The following is a 19,140-nucleotide window of genomic DNA, read 5'->3' as shown; positions in this document are numbered from 1 at the left end:
TAATCCTGCATCTGTTTTTACGCAAAAATAGGGATTGATGTTACCTAAGGTCAAATAGGTTTTCCACACCAAGGATTTTCTGGGAAGTGAAACCTTCCGCATATTTTGCCTGGATATAACGCCCGAATTCTCTCGCCCGGGCAGCAGTAGATGCAATAAAGTCGGGATTCGAAATATAGGTCTGTGGTTCGTCCGGATTTACATTTTCCCCGGTATAGAATTGCGTTTTATAAGCTAATATTGATTTTTCCTTTGTCGCATAGTAGTCCGTAATGTCGATGACGATATCCGGTCTGATGTAATGATCCTGTACAAACTGCAGTACCAGTCTCGGACGGAATGCCTCCTGAGGCTTATTGTCAGTATCGCTGGTTTCCACTTTTCTTAGGCCTGCCAGAAAACAGGCCTCATTGACCAGCTGTCCTGCCCTGCCATGGTCCGGATGACGGTCGGTAATTGCGTTGGTGATGACGATTTCCGGCTGGTATTTCCGTATCGCTGTAATGATTGCTAGTTTTTCTTTTTCGGCATTCTCAAAAAAGCCATCTCTTAAACCGAGATTCTCCCGGGCTGCAAGGCCCAGTATGGCGGCAGCATCTTTTGCTTCCTGCGCTCTGGTTGCGGCGGTACCCCTTGTGCCCAGTTCACCCTGTGTGAGGTCCACGACTCCGACCTTTTTTCCTTCAGCAACATATTTTGCCATCACGCCCCCTGCTCCTAATTCGGCATCGTCAGGATGTACGGCAATGACAAGTAAATCTAATTTTACCATATTTTTCTATTCCTCTCTTATATTTGGTAGCTATATTCTCTGTCAGGTTATCAAATGACAGGTAATGCGCATGCTCCTTCTTGCTCCGGTGCCTTGGATCACATTCCACGACGAGCTGCTGTTGCGCTTAAGCTGGGCCAAAGGTAGGAAGTTTGTCGATCACTCCTGCAATAGCCGTTCAATATTACGGCAAATTTTACCTGACAATGGCGAAGTGATGGGATAGAAAAAGTCAACGACTTCCCCTTGTCTATTAATCAGGTATTTGTGGAAGTTCCAGGAAGGCTTGCTGTTTATCCGTCCGTTTTCAGACTTGTTGGACAAGAAATTATACAAGGGCGTCGTATATTCACCGATCACGTGACTCCGTTTAAATATCGAGAAACTGACCTGCTGGTTGATTCTGCAAAAAGTCTCCAGCGTACTTCCTGTCAGTGGCTCTTGGTTCCGAAAGTTATTGGAGGGAAATGCTAAGATCTCAAATCCCCTTTCCTTATACTTTTGGTACAACTTTTCTAGAGATTTAAACTGTCTCGTAAAGAGACACTGGCTTGCGGTATTGACGATGAGCAATACCTTTCCTTCAAAATCAGCAAGCGACTTCTTTTTGCCGTTAAACTGCAGAGCATCGAAGTTGTAGATCGTTTTCATATGGGCTTATAAAGTAAATTAATTTAGTTTGCGCATAGACGTCTATAGCCTGCTAGCGCCAGTTACATGACCGGCTTAGGTCTTGAGCGTTCAAATTCCCGGATGATATTCTCAATCTCAAAATCCTCTTTAGGATCATAAGTCGACTTCAGATTATGTCCAAAAATTTTGGCCACCCCCTGATAAAAGAATGCCGAGATACCGCCTTTCATCTCCTTGACCATTTCATAGCCGGTATGTCCGGTATAGCGATCGATCAGCTTGATCAGAATTTTGCCCTGAGAAATCGTCATGTTCTTGATCTCGCGGTCAAACATCTGTTTGACGTCGGTCTCACATTTATCCACCAGCGCCTTTTGTTGTTTTTTATCAGAGGTCATTGCCAGTTCCCGGTCGAGTTGATCGTATCTTTTCTGTGCATATATCGCATAAGGAAGCACCTTGAGCACATTTCTACGGAAGCGTAAATACGCTCGCCGTGCCTCCTCGCTGGACCACACCCGTTTTCGGACGATCACCACTTCGGGGATCGGAAACCAGGGCAGTACTTCGCCGGATGGCAAGGTCGTTGTCATATAATCACTTACGGTCTCCTGCGCCCCCTCGCCATAAAGCGGCATGACCAAGGGTTGGGACTGCGCCACAGCCGACAAAGACCCCAGGAGAAAAAGCAAGCCAAAAACAATTGTCTTCATCCGAATGACTATATAACACTTTTTAATTTGTCAATGCTATTAAATTTTGGTAAATTTATTACAAAATAAGTTAGCTTGAACACAGTATTCAAAATACATTAACTAAATTAAGCAAATTTACTCAAAAAAACATCATTTACCTGCAACGTTTATGAAAGATTATGTGATTGATATAGAAGCAGAAAACAAAGAGATAAGAAAACGTTATCGCGCTTTATTGCGTGCCTGTAAGCCTACGTTGCAGCGCGGAGATAAGCAGGAGATCCGTAAAGCTTTTGACCTTGCTCTGGATAGTCATAAAGAAATGCGGCGCAAGTCAGGAGAACCTTATATTTATCATCCGATTGCGGTAGCGCAGATTGCAGCCGAGGAAATTGGCCTGGGTACGACATCCATCGTCTGTGCTTTGCTGCATGATGTTGTTGAAGATACCAACGTGACACTCGATGAGATCGAGGAGATGTTTGGGAAGAAAGTCCGCCGCATTATCGACGGTCTAACCAAAATTTCGGGGATATTCGATCCTAATAGCTCCATGCAAGCGGAAAATTTCCGTAAAATGCTGCTGACACTGGCGGATGATGTGCGCGTGATCCTCATTAAGCTCGCGGACAGGCTGCACAATATGCGGACCATGGAGTTTATGGCTAGAGACAAGCAACTGAAGATCGCTTCAGAGACCAGTTATCTCTATGCGCCTCTGGCCCATCGTCTAGGGCTTTACGCCATTAAGTCGGAGCTTGAGGATCTATCGATGAAATATACCGACCCTGATACCTATAAATTTATTGCACGCAAGCTGAATGAGAAAAAGGCCGAGCGTGAGAAATTCATCGGCGATTTTATCGGTCCTATACAGGAGATTCTTCAGGAGCAGGGTATTAAAGCAGAAGTCTTCGGACGCCCCAAATCCATACATTCTATCTGGAACAAAATGCGCAAAAAGTCCATTCCATTTGAAGAAGTGTATGACCTATTTGCGATTCGTATTGTCATCGATGCGGTGGACGAAAAAGAAAAGACCGAATGCTGGAAAGTCTATTCCATCGTCACTGACCTTTATCGGCCCAATCCTGACCGTCTGCGCGACTGGATCTCCTCACCCAAAGGAAATGGCTATGAGTCATTGCATACCACCGTTATGGGCCCCAAAGGCCAATGGGTTGAGGTGCAGATTCGTACCAAACGGATGAATGAGATTGCGGAGAAAGGATTTGCGGCACACTGGAAGTATAAAGAATCGAACTCAGATTCAGGTTTGGACCAGTGGATCAAAAAAGTACGTGATGTATTAAGCAGTCCTGACCAGAATGCAATGGACTTTGTGGATGACTTTAAAATGAATCTATTTTCAGATGAGATCTTCATTTTCACTCCCAAAGGTACCTTGATCCAGCTGCCCAATAATGCAACAGCACTGGATTTTGCGTTCGAAATCCATTCAGATATCGGTGCAAGTTGTATTGGAGCTAAAGTGAACCACAAGCTGGTGCCGCTCAGCCATGTTTTGCAGAATGGTGATCAGGTTGAGATCATCACCTCCAGCAAGCAGTCGCCAAAAGAGGACTGGCTCAACTTTGTGGTAACAGCAAAAGCAAAATCCAAGATACGTTCGTCCCTCAAAGAAGAGAAGAGACGTGTTGCTGAAGATGGCAAGGAAATTCTTGAGCGTAAGCTAAAGTCGCTCAAAGTGACTTACAATACGGACAATATTAATAAGATTGCAAACTATCTAAAATATCCAAGTTCACAGGATCTTTTTTACAACGTTGCAAAAGGTGTGGTTGATATCAAACAATTACGCGAGTATGTGGCCCATGAAAAAGCTGTGGAGATCAATGCCGGCCCTGCCAACGGCAACCAGTTTAATGCCCATATCGGTGGTCTGGTGGAGAAAATCAATAAAAAGGAGTTTGATACCATATTGATCGGTGACGATATGCAAAAGGTGGATTATACCCTCGCCCCCTGTTGTAATCCCATACCCGGCGATGACATATTCGGTTTTCTGACGGTCAATGACGGTATAAAAATACACCGTACCAGTTGCCCCAACGCTTCCAAACTAATGGCAAACTATGGTTACCGGATCCTCAAAGCACGGTGGGCCTCGACCAAGGACTCCGCATTCTTAACGGGCCTGCATATTGTGGGGATTGACGATGTCGGCTTGGTCAATAAGATCACGACAGTCATTTCCCAGGAATTTGCGGTCAATATCCGCTCCCTGTCTATTTCGAGCAATGAAGGTATTTTTGACGGTAATATTATGGTCTACGTCAATGATACCCAACAGCTGGAAAGCCTCATGAAGAACCTGAAGCAAGTCAGGGGTATTACGGGAGTAAACCGTTACGAATCCGAAAGTTAATCAAATGAATATCACAATTTAGAAACGTTATCAAATGTCAATCTAAATTGGTAAATTTGTAAAAGAATATTTTTACTATGAATCAAGCTGAAAATTTTGCAACTGTAAAAAAGATCTTTGAAGCCTACTTAGAAAATAAAAATCTAAGGAAAACCCCTGAGCGTTATGCGATCCTGGAGGAGATCTATTCGCGTACTGACCACTTTGACGTTGAATCTTTGTATATCCATATGAAGAACAAAAAGTACCGTGTCAGCCGTGCTACAGTATATAATACCCTCGAGTTATTGGTGTCCTGTGATCTGGTGACCAAACATCAGTTTGGACGTAATATGGCTCAATTTGAAAAATCTTATGGCTTCAAACAGCATGACCATGTCATCTGTATTGAGTGCAACAAGGTGGTCGAATTCTGTGATCCGCGTATCAACCAGATCCAGAGTCTGATGGGTGACTTGCTGAAATTTGACATTAAGCACCACTCGCTAAACCTGTATGGTGTATGTCAGGATTGCCAGGAAAAGAATAAAAAAGAAGAAACTGTGGCTCACGAAGCTATTTCAAATTAATCTTATATTTTTGTTAAATATAATAGTACATTTGTTCGGGAATGTTCAGGGGGAAAATTCCTGAACATTTTTATTTTTTAAATGAGTCTATTTTTATTAATAACATTTTAATTACTATACTTTAAAAGCTATGCAAGTTGATGTGCTTTTGGGCTTACAATGGGGTGACGAGGGTAAAGGTAAAATCGTAGACGTCTTCTGTCCGAAATACGATTTGATCGCTCGTTTCCAAGGCGGCCCTAACGCCGGACACACGTTGGAATTCGATAACAAAAAATTCGTACTCAACACAATTCCATCTGGTATCTTCAATGAAGGTACACTAAATCTTATTGGTAATGGCGTCGTTATCGACCCTATTATCTTAAAAAGAGAGTTAGATAACCTTAAGACAGCTGGTTTTGATCCGGTGGGTAAAGGCAATCTGGTGCTGGCCCGCAAAGCGCACCTGATCTTGCCTACACACCAATTATTGGACGCCGCTTCAGAATCGAAGATGGGTGCAGGCAAAATAGGATCTACCCTCAAAGGAATCGGTCCTACATACATGGACAAAACCGGACGTAACGGTTTACGTGTAGGTGACACCACCCTCCCCGATTTTCAGGAGCGCTATCAGAAGCTGAAAGAAAAGCACTTGAATATTCTTTCGCACTACGGTGAGATTCCTGATTTCAGTGAAAAGGAAAAAGCATTCTTAGATGCGATCGAATTTATTAAAACTATTCCTCACGTCGATTCAGAGCACTTGGTCAACAAGTACCTTAAAGAAGGTAAGCGTGTATTGGCCGAAGGTGCTCAGGGTACACTACTGGATGTGGACTTTGGGTCTTATCCGTTCGTTACTTCTTCGAATACCACGACTGCCGGAGCCTGTACAGGACTTGGTGTGGCACCGAATAAGATCGGTAAAGTGTATGGTATCTTCAAAGCCTACGCTACGCGCGTAGGTGGCGGCCCTTTCCCTACCGAGCTACATGATGAGACCGGTGAGAGGTTGCGTCAGTTGGGCCATGAGTTTGGTGCGACTACAGGCCGCGCACGCCGTACAGGATGGATTGATATCCCTGCCTTAAAGTATGCCATTATGCTCAACGGTGTGACCGACCTGATCATGATGAAAGCCGACGTGCTGGATACTTTTGACAAAATCTATGCATGTACGCATTACAAGTACAACGGTGAGGTCATTGACTATATGCCCTACGAGATCATCACGCACCAGGCTGAGCCAATTTTGGAGGAAATCGACGGCTGGAAGCAGGATCTTACAGGTATTACCTCGGCAGATGAAATCCCTGAGGCATTGCAAAATTATATTTCTTATTTAGAGAAAGCACTTGAAGTTCCGATTACGATCCTGTCGGTAGGTCCGGATCGTAAACAAACCTTAGCTTTATCCAAGTAAACTATGCGGATCGAAAGTTTTGATCTTCTCGATTCTAAAGATAAATTTCATCAAAAAGCCCTGCACTGGTCGGGGCAATTTGATGAAATTTCTTTCTTTAATAGCAATGGGTCACCTGATCAGTGGGGAAGATATGAATGTGTCCTGGCTGTAAAGGCCCTGCACGCTTTTCGTGGACAAGACCATGTATTGGACGAGTTGCAGCAGTTTTTGTCCCGGCATCAACAATCATTTATTCCGGGCTACTTGTCCTATGATCTGAAAAATGAGATTGAGGAGCTGCGCACCACGACACCCGATCATCTGAGGTTTCCAGAAGCCTACTTTTTTGTGCCAGCCGTGGTTGTGCGCTGGACAGGTAATCTGGTCCATATCCAGGCAGATGATCCCAAACAGGTCTATGAGGCGATCTCTGCGACCACCATCCCTCCTGTTTCTACACCGCTTAAGGTGAAAGTCAGGTCCCGCTGGAGCAAAGACCAGTATTTTCGGGCATTCGACCGAGTGCAAGCACACATTCAGCGCGGAGACATATACGAAGTGAATCTCTGTCAGGAATTTTACGCGACTGACGCGAAGATCTCGCCTGTAGAGGTCTACCTTCACCTGAATGCGATATCCCCGACCCCATTCAGCAGTTTCTTTCGAGTAGGATCACATTATATCCTATGTGCATCACCTGAACGTTTTCTCGCCAAGCGACAAGGTCGGCTGATTTCACAACCGATCAAAGGTACTGCCAAAAGAGGCCGTACCGTGGAGGAAGACCAGGAAATCATTGACCGAATGCTGCGGTCCCAAAAGGAGATTGCTGAAAATGTGATGATTGTTGATCTGGTACGTAATGACTTGACGCGAAGTGCTCTCCCGGGTACGGTGCAAGCCACCGAACTATTTGAAATCCAGTCGTTCAGACAGGTGCATCAGATGGTTTCCACAATCACCTGTATACAAGATCCGGCAGTGTCCAATATGGACGTTCTGCGGCATACCTTCCCAGCAGGCTCCATGACGGGAGCCCCCAAAATCGCGGCCATGCGCATCTGCGACCAAGTTGAAGCCTCCAAACGGGGTGTCTACGCCGGTTCGATCGGTTACATTGACACAGTTCACGATGAATTCGATTTCAATGTTGTCATACGTTCATTGCTTTACAATGAAGCAACAGGATACCTCTCCTTCCATACGGGCGGTGCCGTTACAAATCAGGCATTGGCAGAACAAGAATATCAGGAATGCTTGCTGAAAGCCTCGGCAATCCTGCATGCCCTCGATACGACACTGGAACCATAAATCTATACTAATTTTGTAGAATATATTTTTTTTGCTTCAACTATTTTTTCGACCTTTGTGCAGTTTGACGATGCAACGGCCTTATATTGATATCCATACACACCAGCATTATCCGATGGGTGACAATGCGGTGATTTCTATTCAAAATATCGCCTTGAATCACCATGAGATCTTATCCGGGAAGCCCTGTTCCGTAGGCCTTCATCCATGGTATGTCCATGATGATTCGCTCTCCCTGCTCCAGCATATGCAGACCATTTTACATCAGAACAATGTGATGGCTGTCGGAGAATGTGGTCTAGACAAACATGTAGAAGTACCTTTCGCGCTACAGCAATATGTCTTTGAGGAACAGATTGCATTGGCTGCCAGATTCCAGAAGCCATTGCTTATTCATTGTGTCCGTGCTTTTCAGGAAGTGGTGCAAACGCTGGATCGAACCGCATTTAAGCAGGGGGTGATTTTTCACGGCTATCGTAAAAACTGGACTCTGGCGCAGCAGTTGCTGGCTTTAGGATATTATCTGTCGATCGGTTCGCATTGTCTAAACGGCAGCCAGGACCAGGTGCTGAAAAATATACCGCTGACGCAATTGTTTCTGGAAACCGATACATCAGCCGCAGCGACGGTCGAAGCTATTTATCAATATGTTGCTACCGTCAGATCTATTCCATTGGATGCATTAAAAGAAGCAATATACCGAAACTATAAGACACTATTTAATAAATGAAAGATTTAAGTTGGCTGTCCCGCACTGAGGCTTTGATCGGGCGGGCGGCGCTGGAAAAACTGGCAAATTCACATGTGATGGTTCTGGGACTGGGGGGCGTAGGTTCCTTTGCAGCCGAATTTATCTGTCGTGCCGGAGTTGGGAAAATGACTATCATCGATGGTGATACCGTAGATCCGTCGAACAGAAACAGGCAGCTACCTGCGCTGGCGACCAACCATGGAGAAGCGAAAGCCGAGATTATGCGGCAGCGGCTCCTGTCAATTAATCCTGAGCTCGACCTGACGGTGATACAGGATTTTATTATTCCCGAGAAAATTCCTGATTTGCTGGAACTGGCACCCGACTACTGTGTGGAGGCGATCGATAGCATCACGCCAAAACTATTTTTTATACGCCGGGCATTGGAGGCCAAAATTCCATTTGTAAGCTCTATGGGTGCGGGCGGTAAAGTCGATCCCACAAAGATCAGAATCGCCGATATCAGCAAGTCGTACAATTGTAAACTTGCCCAGCATATTCGCAAGAAGTTGCGCAAGCATGGTATCCGTGATGGCGTCAAGGTCGCTTTTTCGACGGAGCTTCCCGACAAAAATTCATTGCTCTATACCGATGGAAGCAATTTTAAGAAATCTGCCTATGGAACGATGTCCTATTTACCGGCAGCTTTTGGCGGCGCCATTGCATCCGTTGCTATTCGCGATCTCATAGAAAATACGTAAATTAGCCGCATAAATAAACATATGCATAAATAGTAAAAGCTACCTGTCCACCGGACAGCGTAGCTTTTATTTTGAGTTGTTGTCAGCGGATGTCCTATCGGCTGGTTACCCCTTTCATATCAATGCTCTTAGGTTTGATGTGTTCAAGCTTTTTGCGGAGTGTATCTAATTTCGCTTTTTCAATGTTGCCCGTTGCGATGATAACACCGTCCTTTACCTGCGCGGTTATCGTGGGGAACTCTTCCAGCACACGGTTGACATCTCTGGTCAACGTCGAGTCGACTGCTCCTTCCACGATCTCATGATACTTTTCGCGGGCGTCTTCCGGTTCAGGCAGGTTGACCATAATATTATTATGGATGGACTTAATATCTGTACCACCAGCCTGTTTCACCTTATCTTCGATCAACTGTTTTAAAGAATCTGATCCAATCTGTCCGTCCAGCGTGACATTTCCTTCCTCGACATCCACTTCTATACCTTGGTTGTCCGCCAAAGCTGCTTCGATGGTAGACTGTAGTTTATCGTCCGATTCCGGAGACCGACACGCCTGCGTAGCCAGCAGGACACCTAAACCTGCACAAAGTAAACTGTTTAATCTCATTTCTTCATTTTATATGCGTTCAATATAAGAACAGTTGTATGGCGATATTGTTTCCTTTCGGCGGTTTTAGGCTGCTAATAGATGCTGATGATGTGCTGTTCGTTTTTATTGAATACAAAGGTATCCCTTCTTTTCTTTCCCAGGAGTATCTGTCCGATGGGCGATACTGGGGAGATCACGAAAACACCGGTATCCCCTATTTTTAGCGCACCTACGCTGACCGCGATAAAATAGAACCCGGCATTGGTTTGAACGAGACTGCCCAGGCGGGCATGTTCATTGTTTTCGTCCAGCATTGAACTGATCGCCGCTAATTGCTGCAGGTCCTTGTTTGCTTCCAGTAGCTGTTTTTGATAGCGGTTGATATCCTGCTGGATCATTTCGCGCGAGGTCTCATATTTGTCTCCGGCACTACTTTTTGTGTCGTCATTGCTGGAGTCGCGCGCCGTCTCCAACGCAGCGTCGATCATAGCGATTCGCTCTTCTGTACGTGCCACAAGAACTTTGAGGAGCTCCTTTTTGATTGTAGAATAATCGTTTCCCATCCCGAAAAATAAGGAATAAGTTTAATTCAAAAAAAAATAAAAACAATCAGCTTAATCTCAATACAATATAAAAAAACTGAAGGCAAAATACCTAGTCAGCCTTGCAATGAATTAAAAAATTGCTACATTTGTGCACGGAAACACGGAAAGGTGTCAGAGTGGTCGAATGAGCAGTCCTGGAAAGACTGTATACGGGATGACTGTATCGAGGGTTCGAATCCCTCCCTTTCCGCCAGATGATACAAATGCCACGAATAATCGCTATTCGTGGCATTTCTGTTTTACGACTATAGAATACGCTCTGGAAGCCGCTTTAACCTGCAAGGTTCGAATCCCTTCCTTTCCGCATAGAAATAAAAACACAGTTTCGTGCATTTTTGGAAAGTTGTCGCAGAATCGTGGCAAAATGATCTGGCTTCAATCTATTCATTATCATTTTCCGAACAGTGCTTTTTTGAGCGCGAGAGCGCCTTGCTCTGATGAAAACTTCACGGCTTCAATATGATCTAGCGGATTCAACAAGCCATAATCATGGATAAACCCATTATAAGTCTGGATAGTAGTCGGAACGCCTGCTTCATCTAACTTTCTTGCATACGCCAATCCTTCATCAAAAAGAATATCGTTTTCAGCCAGCTGCACCAGTGCTGGTGGAAGCCCTTTAAGCTTTTCCAAAGGCGCATTGAATGGAGTCGCATAATATTCCTTGCGTTTCTCGGTGTCGGGAAGGTAATTATCCCACATCCATTTCATTAATGGAGCGGTAAGGAATCGTTCTTCTGCATATTTCTGCCAGGATTCACGGGTAAAATCCGCGTCAGTTACGGGCCACAGTAATAACTGAAATTTTATTTCAGGCCCGCCTTTATCTTTAGCCATCAGGCAAAGGACCGCAGTCATATTTCCGCCGACACTATTTCCTGCAGCAGCCATATTTTTGCCGTCAACACCGATTTCGGCCCCGTTTTCTGAAACCCATTTTGCAGCTGCATAAATTTGATTGATCGCTACAGGATATTGCGCTTCTGGTGAGGGTGTGTAATCGGTAAAAACTGCTGCCGCTCCGCTATGAACAACTAAATCCCTTACCAGTCTTCTATGGGTTGGATAATCGCCCAATACCCATCCACCACCATGCGTAAACATAAATACCGGAAGGTTTTCAGTAGTGGCATTAGCAGGTTTTACAATATGGATATTGACGGTGATGCCATCCTGGGTAATTTCCCTTTCTTCTTCCATAATTCCTGAATAATCTACTTCCACAGAACTTTGCGCATCAACCAAGACCTGTCTGGCTTCCCGTGGAGTCAGTGTTTCCAAGGGTTTGCCGCCGCTATTATTCAACCCATTCAAAAATTCTCTGATTCCTGAAAGGATCTGTGGATCGTTTTCAGCTTTAATATTGTTTGCCATAATTGAAATTTTAATGATTAACGTATGAGTAATAACCTTATTTAGGTCATCAAAGTTTATATTTTTTCCAGTTGCTCGACAACTACCTTTGCCATCTCTTTCGAGCTGAAGGGCTTTTGCCCCGTTATCCAATGACCATCAACAACAACATTGGAGGAAAGTTCGCAATATTGGATGATTTGGAAGTAGCCTAATTACAGGAATTAGTAAGCGATCTCTGTATTTCAACTTTATTTTAAAGCGACCTGATTAATTTAATGATGACCTGAATTCCAGCGGAGAAAGTGATGTTCGGCTTTTGAAAAGACGGTGAAAGGATTGCGGATGTTCGAACCCAAGCTGATAGGCAATTTCAGAGACCGACATGGAGGTGGTCGACAGTAATTCTTTTGCTTTTTCGATCAACCTGTTCTGGATATGCTGCTGCGTTGTTTGCCCGGTTTGCACCCTTAACATATCGCTCAGATAATTGGCACTCAGGTGTAATTGGTCGGCAATAGAGTGAACTGAAGGTATACCGTTAATGGTTAATTTATCATTGTTGAAATAGTCATCCAATAAAAGCTCCAACCTGGAAAGAAGGTCACTGTTGATTTTTTTTCTGGTCAGAAACTGGCGATTGTAATAACGGTCACAATATTTCAACAAAAGATCCAGATTAGAGACAAGCAGATCCTGTGTAAAGGAATCCATGTTGAAATCAATTTCCTGTTCAATATTGGCTATGATATCAAAAATGGTTTTCTCTTCCTTCTCAGAAAGATGCAAAGCTTCATTGGCTGTGTAAGAAAAATAACCGTATTCTTTTATGTGAGATGCCAGTCCATAACCATGCAGGAAATCCGGGTGTACCACCAGGACAAACCCTCTTACTTTGTCAAGCAGTATATCATCAAACTGAAGGACCTGATGCGGGGCAATAAAATACATGGTACCTTCATCGAAATCGTAATATTGCTGTCCATATCTGCATTTTCCACCGGCACAGTCTTTTTTCAAAGCAATGACATAAAAATCAGTGGTTATCGCACCAAGTATGGTCTCCGGTTCCAGCTTAACATCATCGAAATTAAATACACTGATCAGCGGGTTGGCGGGTTTCTTTAAACCCAAGAATTGATGAAGTGTACTTATAGAGGATACTTTTTCCGGAGTTTTCATATGCTGATTTTCGGATTTATACATGACTAATTTACTTAATTATCTTGTTAGGTGAAAGCTGTTCATCTTTGATGATACTGATTCCCTGCTTATAGGATGTGACCTGAAAGTCCGGAAATTTCGTTCTGAATTTTGAATCGTCAAATAGATTGTCATGTTCATATCGGGGAAGAAGCTCCAGCAGTTCCTTTACGCTTTTATTGAAAAGTGAGCCTATTTTGAACATCAGTTTTCGGACAACAGAATATTTCAGGTCTCTGCCGTAGATTCCTGCTGCCATTCGGATAAACTCTTTATAAGTAGGATGGCTTTTATCGACCGGCAGGTGCCATGTCTGACCAAATGCGTCAGGGGTATTTCCAATCAAAGCAGTAGCCCGGCTCGCGTCAGGAGTCCAGATCAGGCTTCTTTTCTTATTTGCGCTCAATGGAACCTTCAGCTTGCTACCTTCTTTGATATTGTTAAAAATCAAGGTATTGGTAATACTCTGCGTTTTGCCCGGACCGTAAAATTCAGGAGCACGACAGATCACCGCTTCAAGTCCGCCGGATTCAATTTCTTTCAACACCATTTCGGCCATTTTCCTTCTGACCCTTCCCTTTCTTCCCACAGGGTCAAAAGCGGTTTCTTCTGTCAATACGTGATCATCCTGGGGATACATATACGTATTGTCAAAGAATACGAGTTTGGTATGGTTGATCTTGCAGGCATCAATGACATGACGTAGGATCAGTGAAAACTGTTTCTCCCAGAGATCCGAACTGATGGGAAGCCCCAATGTGAAATAGGCAATTTCACTGCCTTTTACCGCTTCAACCGCTTTTTCACGAATGGACAGATCCGCAGAAAAAATCTCGTCCGTGTCATTTACTTTTTTCGCATTCCTGCTAACAATTCGTATAGAAGAAGTAAAATTTCTTCTAAGTTCTCTGGCGAGCTCTTCGCCAATCTGACCGTTAGCTCCTAATATCGTTTGCATATCTTGCTGCTTTAAATTATTATACAAAGTTCAGTAACCAGCCTAAAAGCAGCGTATCTGAATCAACGGAAGTTGTAACACAATCTCTGTTACATTACCTTTTTTCATTCTATTTCTTGTCATAGGAAAACTCCAATAATCCAAAGTCTTTTTAATTTTATGCATTAAAATAAGAGAACAGATTAATGTCTTTGAGACCGTGTGTGCCTACAGCGAATGACGATTTAAAATTAAATTATGAAAAAGCTTATTCTACAACAATTTATATCGCTAGATGGTTTTTGTGCAGATAGGGACAAAACCACTGGTTTTTTTGATGGAACTTATAATAGTATAGGTAATGAAATAACACCACATCAGGAAAAACTTATGGAAAGTATCGATCTGATTCTTCTTGGAAAAGAAACCTATAGCATGTTTAGCGCCTATTGGCCGGAGGCCGGAGGGGATGATGGCAAGATCGCAGAGGCAATGAACGATATTCCAAAAATCGTTTTTTCCAGCTCATTACAAGAGGTACATTGGGGCCGTCATGAAAACATTAGACTCGTTCCGGATGACGCTATTACTTTTGTCAGATCTATAAAACATAAAAACGAGGGAAAAAACATGATTATGTGGGGTAGTATTTCCTTGGCACAATCGTTATTGAGAGCTGAACTCATTGATGAGGTGCAATTAGTTATAGTACCTGTAGCTATTGGTAAAGGGTATTCTCTATTCCCCGAGGATTTTGAACTTTTTCATTTCGCACTTACAGATCACAAGGTATTCTCAGATGGTGTGGTTTTGCTTACCTATACACCACAGAAAAATTCTTAGCTTGGCGACATAATTGCTTTCCCTTTTATTTTGTCTATTCGGCCGAATGGTAAGAACCATCACCAAAGTCCGAGTAGCATCTGATATCAGCGGCACAGTATATTTTCTTATTGGTCGCCTGTCAGAAAGCGGACGAATTTGCAAAAGATTAAATTTATCCCTCCTTTAACGCCATAATAGCATAGACCATCGGAATTTTATCGTCCAAATGCTTGATCCTATATTTTTTAGGTTCTTGTTCGACTGTGTTGTTGAAGCAGTCGTAGGGCGAATAATCGTACTCTTCAAAAGACTTTATTAGCAGTCCATTCGTGATCAGACTAGTGATCACCTCGCTTAGACTATGGTTCCAGCCCACCGTTTTGAGCGATATATCTGCAGTTCTTTCTGCATAAGTGCCTGTTTCATAAGTTACAATGGGGCCTGCATTAAAATATCTGTAGGATATCTTATCAAAACTATCGTCAAACATCCATACCACAGGGTGAAACTCCACGAATATCAGCCTTCCATTGGGCTTCAGAAATCTGGAGATCAGGTTAGCCCACTTGTCGAGATCGGGTAACCAGCCGATCACACCATAGCTGGTGAAGACAATATCAAACCGCTCATTCAAGTAACAGGGTAGATCATATATGTCGCAGCATATAAACCGAACTTCCGCACCGGCTTCCTGTGCCAGCTGCTTTGCCCGCTCTATGGCGACATCCGACAGGTCTACCGCTGTTACTTCTGCTCCCAGCCTATTCAGCGAAATCGAATCCAGACCAAAGTGGCACTGCAGATGCAAGACTGATTTGCCGTTTATATCGCTCAGCAATTGTCTTTCAACTTCATTTAGCGAACTTTTCCCCGCAAGAAATCCGTCGACATCATAAAACTCTGACCGCAGATGAATCTCTGTTTTCGTATTCCAGGACTGACGGTTTATCTCTATATAATTTTCTTCCATCTGAGATTTATAAGTGCTGTTAAATCTACTTAAGCATGGCGCAAATCGGGCAGCTGTTACTTACTGTGCAAAGCTTTCCATTCCTCATAGCTGATCACACCAAGCTGTGGCTGCCCCTGACCGTCCAATATATGGATAAACTCAAGCTGATTGCCATCCGGATCGTCAAAATAAAGAGCCAAAGCCGGCATCCACGCAAAAACCATCGGCTTATTCGTGCCGTCCTTCAAAAAATTATAAGCTTCTAAGCCGTTGGATTGTAAAAACTGGTTGGCTGAGTCCAGGATAAATGACTTGCTACAATGAAAAGCGAAGTGCCTTTTCTGCAGATGCTCTTTTTGTTCCCACAATCCGAGCATTGCTTTCTTGTTTTCCCCGATCCATAAAAAAGCGATGGGCCGGGTGTCATCATAATGGGCGAGCTCCAGCCCCAAAACCTCTGTATAAAATTTTACTGCATTCTCCAGGTTACTTACCTGTACATGTGTTTCGTATAAACCTTCGATCATCTTTCTCCTATTAACAAATTTCCGCGAAGGGATCGTCTTAACTGCTTCCCTATACCGTTAAGATACTAAGTTACGCAAATTATAATTAATCCAGCCTCTACTGGGCGTGATGTTCTACGTTGTCGGCAAACGGGCTGTTTACTTACGTGTAAAAATAGGCCAACAGCTGTATGATCACGTTCTAGTCAAACCTCATACGTTGTATCCGAACGGCGTTCAGGATTGCCAGGAGTGCCACACCGACATCTGCAAACACCGCTTCCCACATCGTGGCCAGCCCACCTGCTCCCAAAATCAGCACCACTGCCTTTACGCCAAATGCCAGGACGATATTCTGTAGCACGATTCTTTTGGTCTGCCTGCCAATTTGGATAGCCATCGGAATTTTGGAAGGCATATCGTCCTGTATGACAACATCAGCAGTTTCTATGGCGGCGTCGCTGCCCAATCCTCCCATGGCGATCCCCACGTCACTCCACGCCAGTACAGGCGCGTCATTTACGCCGTCTCCCACAAAGGCAACAAGCCCCCGTTCCGTTCTGATGTCCTTTACTTTGTTGACTTTATCCTCGGGCAATAGGTCTCCATAAGCACTGTTAATTTGCAGCTGGTCTGCCACTTGCCGCACGACCAGGCTTTTGTCGCCGCTGAGCATGGTTGTATGCACACCGAGTTTATGCAGCTTACTTACCGCGTCCGCAGCGTCGGTCTTGACACTATCTGCGATAGTCACATATCCTGCATAGCGCCGGTCATAAGCAATTGCCACAACTGTCGAAGCGATTTTTTGGGTGGCCAGATCATAGCTGATATTGTATCGGTCCAGTAGTTTAAAATTGCCGACCAATAGTTCTTTACCATTGGCGAATGCACGAAGACCATGTCCCGGAATTTCTTCCACATTGTGCACCCGGATCTGGGCATCAGGTTCACCCCAGTAGTTACGGATGGCCGTTGCAATGGGATGTGTGCTCTGGCTTTCAAGTGCGTTGACGAGACCAAGTATCTGATCCCGGTCGTATTCGTTGCTGATGAATAACTCCTGAATATTAAAAACCCCTGCTGTCAAAGTACCGGTTTTATCCATCACCACATGTTGTACTTTGGCCAGTGCATCCAGAAAATTGGAGCCTTTAAATAGAATGCCATTTTTGCTGGCGGCCCCTATTCCCCCAAAATAGCCCAGGGGAATCGAGATAACCAGGGCACATGGACAGGAAATCACCAGAAATACCAAAGCCCGGTACAGCCAGTCACTAAAGACATAGTCATTAACGAAAAATGCAGGCATTAAGGCAATTGCTATCGCCAGGTAAACAACGATAGGTGTATATATTTTCGAGAATTTTCGAATAAACAATTCCGTAGGTGCTTTTTGCGATGCAGCATCCTGTACCAGTTTGAGTATTTTACTGAGCTTACTGTCACTATAGGCTGTCGTCACCCTGACTTGGCAGACGACAGTTAAGTTGATCATACCTGCCAGGACGGTTTCCCCTTTCCGCTTGGTGTCCGGTTTACTTTCCCCCGTGAGGGCGGCTGTATTGAAAGAGGCACTTTCTGAAAGCAGTTCAGCATCCAGCGCCAGCTTTTCACCCGGCTTTAGCTGCAGCACATCGCCTATGACAGCTTGCTCAGCAGGTTTGGTTATCAATTTGCCGTCCTGCAGTACGGTTACTTTGTCGGGACGCTGATCCAGCAACATTTTGATGTTGCGTTTCGCTCTTGACACCGCGAGCGTCTGAAAGGTCTCCCCGACAGCGTAAAACAGCATGACGGCCACAGCCTCAGGATATTCGCCGATTGCAAATGCGCCAATCGTGGCCAAGGTCATCAATAAAAACTCGGAGAACAAGTCTTTTGAACGTATGCTGTCTGCCGCTTCTTTAATGACCGGTAGACCGACAGGAATATACGCTACCACATACCATAGTAGCCTGACCCATCCCGCAAACCAGTCCTGCCTGAAATAGTTGTCAAGCCCAATGGCTGCAAGAAGCAGGATCAGCGAAATCGCTGGCTGTACAAAAAGACGGAAAGCCGACGAGCCCGCCGTCTCATGACTATGCTCATGTCCGTGACCGTGGTCATGGCTGTGATCTTCTTCCCGGATGCCCGCTCCTTTAGCGACGCTTTCTGAGGGATGACAGCATAGCTGCCCTCTCTCAGTGTCGTATTGATGTCCGTGATCATTTTTTTTGGTAAGTTCCAGACGATTATCTGTACTGCAACATATTTTTGACATAGCTGTTTATTTTAATGATTCAACAAGACAAAGCTATGTGGAGAGTTTGGCAACCTGGTTGCAAAGTGAGGTGAGCTGCCCTTGACGCAGACTAGTCTGCTGCAATCTAAGTTTTAAAAAAACGTGAGCAGTCGTCACAATACCCTTTCATGACGAAGTTGATGCTTGCAAGTAAAAATTTTTCAGGCAGCTGAATCGGGGGCACAGAGATACTTTCGAGACAAAAGGTATTTTTACAGCGTATGCAGTTAAAATGCACATGGAGATCATCGACGGTACACATGCAGTCGTCGGTACAGATGGAATATTTCATTGAACCGGAGCCATCATCAATACTATGAATGAGCAGATTGTCGTGAAATAAATTCAGCGTCCGGAAAATGGTGGACCTATTGACAGTTTCCAGCTCTACCTCCAGGTCAATCAAGCTGAATGCTCTCTTAAAACCATGCATTGTTTTAAAAATCAGTAATCTTACCGCCGTTGGCTTAATGTTTCTGTTTAACAACTTTTCTTCCAAACTTTTCATGTGTGCCCTCCCTTTAAATTTAATCCTTTCAATTCGACTAAATTTATGAAAGTTTACTATAAGAGTTTTATAATTTTTTGGTTAAGAGTTGTATAATGTACTGGGGTTTAGCTTCAGTATTTTTAATGCACCAGATATGTTCGCTAATGGACAGAACATGTCCGGAT

At 44.1% G+C, this 19,140-nt stretch carries 19 protein-coding genes and 1 tRNA gene; 8 read left to right on the top strand and 12 right to left on the bottom strand.

All coding sequences use genetic code 11. The features are described from left to right. Positions 1 to 40 precede the first annotated feature (40 nt). From bshB1 to FGL37_RS21340, 3 genes are all read right to left on the bottom strand, one after another. Complete coding sequence (gene bshB1 / locus FGL37_RS21350; RefSeq protein ID WP_028070347.1) at positions 41 to 772, bottom strand: bacillithiol biosynthesis deacetylase BshB1; 732 nt, start codon at positions 770 to 772, stop codon at positions 41 to 43. Positions 773 to 931: 159 nt separating this feature from the next. Further along, positions 932 to 1,423 carry a glutathione peroxidase gene (locus FGL37_RS21345; protein ID WP_028070348.1) on the bottom strand — a complete coding sequence of 164 codons (492 nt, stop codon included), beginning with the start codon at positions 1,421 to 1,423 and terminating at the stop codon, positions 932 to 934. 62 nt (positions 1,424 to 1,485) lie between these two features. Then, positions 1,486 to 2,118, bottom strand: a complete 633-nt coding sequence (locus FGL37_RS21340) for a DUF4294 domain-containing protein (protein ID WP_028070349.1) — start codon at positions 2,116 to 2,118, stop codon at positions 1,486 to 1,488. 151 nt (positions 2,119 to 2,269) lie between these two features. On the opposite strand from FGL37_RS21340, the gene FGL37_RS21335 reads away from it, so the two are divergent. The 6 genes from FGL37_RS21335 to FGL37_RS21310 all read left to right on the top strand — a co-directional run bounded on the left by FGL37_RS21335 (position 2,270) and on the right by FGL37_RS21310 (position 9,211). Continuing rightward, positions 2,270 to 4,489 (top strand): RelA/SpoT family protein, encoded by a 2,220-nt coding sequence (locus FGL37_RS21335; RefSeq protein WP_028070350.1) that lies wholly within the window; start codon positions 2,270 to 2,272, stop codon positions 4,487 to 4,489. Positions 4,490 to 4,566: 77 nt separating this feature from the next. After that, positions 4,567 to 5,058 (top strand): Fur family transcriptional regulator, encoded by a 492-nt coding sequence (locus FGL37_RS21330; RefSeq protein ID WP_028070351.1) that lies wholly within the window; start codon positions 4,567 to 4,569, stop codon positions 5,056 to 5,058. 130 nt (positions 5,059 to 5,188) lie between these two features. Further along, the gene (locus FGL37_RS21325; RefSeq protein ID WP_028070352.1) at positions 5,189 to 6,466 is read left to right on the top strand and encodes an adenylosuccinate synthase; all 1,278 of its coding nucleotides are present in this window, start codon (positions 5,189 to 5,191) and stop codon (positions 6,464 to 6,466) included. A gap of 3 nt (positions 6,467 to 6,469) precedes the next feature. Continuing rightward, entirely contained in the window at positions 6,470 to 7,759 is a 1,290-nt protein-coding gene (locus FGL37_RS21320) for an anthranilate synthase component I family protein (protein WP_028070353.1), read from the top strand. A gap of 70 nt (positions 7,760 to 7,829) precedes the next feature. Next, positions 7,830 to 8,489, top strand: coding sequence for a TatD family hydrolase (locus FGL37_RS21315; protein WP_028070354.1), 660 nt, complete (start codon positions 7,830 to 7,832; stop codon positions 8,487 to 8,489). Continuing rightward, a complete protein-coding gene (locus FGL37_RS21310) occupies positions 8,486 to 9,211 on the top strand; it encodes a tRNA threonylcarbamoyladenosine dehydratase (RefSeq protein WP_028070355.1) in 726 nt (241 codons plus the stop codon). The genes FGL37_RS21315 and FGL37_RS21310 overlap by 4 nt, the downstream gene beginning before the upstream one ends. 94 nt (positions 9,212 to 9,305) lie before the next feature. Here FGL37_RS21310 and FGL37_RS21305 read toward each other — a convergent pair whose 3' ends face one another. Together FGL37_RS21305 and FGL37_RS21300 are read right to left on the bottom strand one after the other, a co-directional pair. After that, positions 9,306 to 9,815: a BON domain-containing protein gene (locus FGL37_RS21305; protein WP_028070356.1), complete on the bottom strand. Its 510-nt coding sequence runs from the start codon at positions 9,813 to 9,815 to the stop codon at positions 9,306 to 9,308. A 74-nt stretch (positions 9,816 to 9,889) separates the two neighbouring features. Then, the gene (locus FGL37_RS21300) at positions 9,890 to 10,360 is read right to left on the bottom strand and encodes a hypothetical protein (RefSeq protein ID WP_037533533.1); all 471 of its coding nucleotides are present in this window, start codon (positions 10,358 to 10,360) and stop codon (positions 9,890 to 9,892) included. 144 nt (positions 10,361 to 10,504) lie between these two features. Here FGL37_RS21300 and FGL37_RS21295 point away from each other — a divergent pair. Next, positions 10,505 to 10,595: transfer RNA gene (locus FGL37_RS21295), tRNA-Ser, on the top strand. Between the two features lie 197 nt (positions 10,596 to 10,792). On the opposite strand, the gene FGL37_RS21290 is transcribed toward FGL37_RS21295, so the two are convergent. The 3 genes from FGL37_RS21290 to FGL37_RS21275 all read right to left on the bottom strand — a co-directional run bounded on the left by FGL37_RS21290 (position 10,793) and on the right by FGL37_RS21275 (position 13,916). Next, positions 10,793 to 11,908, bottom strand: a complete 1,116-nt coding sequence (locus FGL37_RS21290; protein WP_232048757.1) for an alpha/beta hydrolase — start codon at positions 11,906 to 11,908, stop codon at positions 10,793 to 10,795. Positions 11,909 to 12,025: 117 nt separating this feature from the next. Beyond that, a complete protein-coding gene (locus tag FGL37_RS21280; RefSeq protein WP_028070359.1) occupies positions 12,026 to 12,937 on the bottom strand; it encodes a helix-turn-helix domain-containing protein in 912 nt (303 codons plus the stop codon). A 31-nt stretch (positions 12,938 to 12,968) separates the two neighbouring features. Beyond that, a complete protein-coding gene (locus tag FGL37_RS21275; RefSeq protein ID WP_028070360.1) occupies positions 12,969 to 13,916 on the bottom strand; it encodes an NAD-dependent epimerase/dehydratase family protein in 948 nt (315 codons plus the stop codon). 237 nt (positions 13,917 to 14,153) lie between these two features. Here FGL37_RS21275 and FGL37_RS21270 point away from each other — a divergent pair, with 237 nt between their 5' ends. Further along, complete coding sequence (locus FGL37_RS21270; RefSeq protein WP_037533539.1) at positions 14,154 to 14,738, top strand: dihydrofolate reductase family protein; 585 nt, start codon at positions 14,154 to 14,156, stop codon at positions 14,736 to 14,738. Positions 14,739 to 14,892: 154 nt separating this feature from the next. Here FGL37_RS21270 and FGL37_RS21265 read toward each other — a convergent pair whose 3' ends face one another. The 4 genes from FGL37_RS21265 to FGL37_RS21250 form a co-directional block, all read right to left on the bottom strand. Further along, positions 14,893 to 15,690 (bottom strand): class I SAM-dependent methyltransferase, encoded by a 798-nt coding sequence (locus FGL37_RS21265; RefSeq protein WP_028070362.1) that lies wholly within the window; start codon positions 15,688 to 15,690, stop codon positions 14,893 to 14,895. A gap of 56 nt (positions 15,691 to 15,746) precedes the next feature. Continuing rightward, positions 15,747 to 16,199, bottom strand: coding sequence for a VOC family protein (locus tag FGL37_RS21260; protein WP_028070363.1), 453 nt, complete (start codon positions 16,197 to 16,199; stop codon positions 15,747 to 15,749). Between the two features lie 181 nt (positions 16,200 to 16,380). Beyond that, a complete protein-coding gene (locus FGL37_RS21255) occupies positions 16,381 to 18,444 on the bottom strand; it encodes a heavy metal translocating P-type ATPase (RefSeq protein WP_051606979.1) in 2,064 nt (687 codons plus the stop codon). A 106-nt stretch (positions 18,445 to 18,550) separates the two neighbouring features. Next, positions 18,551 to 18,973: a Fur family transcriptional regulator gene (locus FGL37_RS21250; RefSeq protein ID WP_028070365.1), complete on the bottom strand. Its 423-nt coding sequence runs from the start codon at positions 18,971 to 18,973 to the stop codon at positions 18,551 to 18,553. Positions 18,974 to 19,140 lie beyond the last annotated feature (167 nt).

It is taken from the genome of Sphingobacterium thalpophilum (genome assembly GCF_901482695.1).
Taxonomy (GTDB): domain Bacteria; phylum Bacteroidota; class Bacteroidia; order Sphingobacteriales; family Sphingobacteriaceae; genus Sphingobacterium; species Sphingobacterium thalpophilum.
The sequence above is the reverse complement of the archived record's forward strand: the minus strand, read 5'-3'. Positions and strand labels throughout refer to the sequence as shown.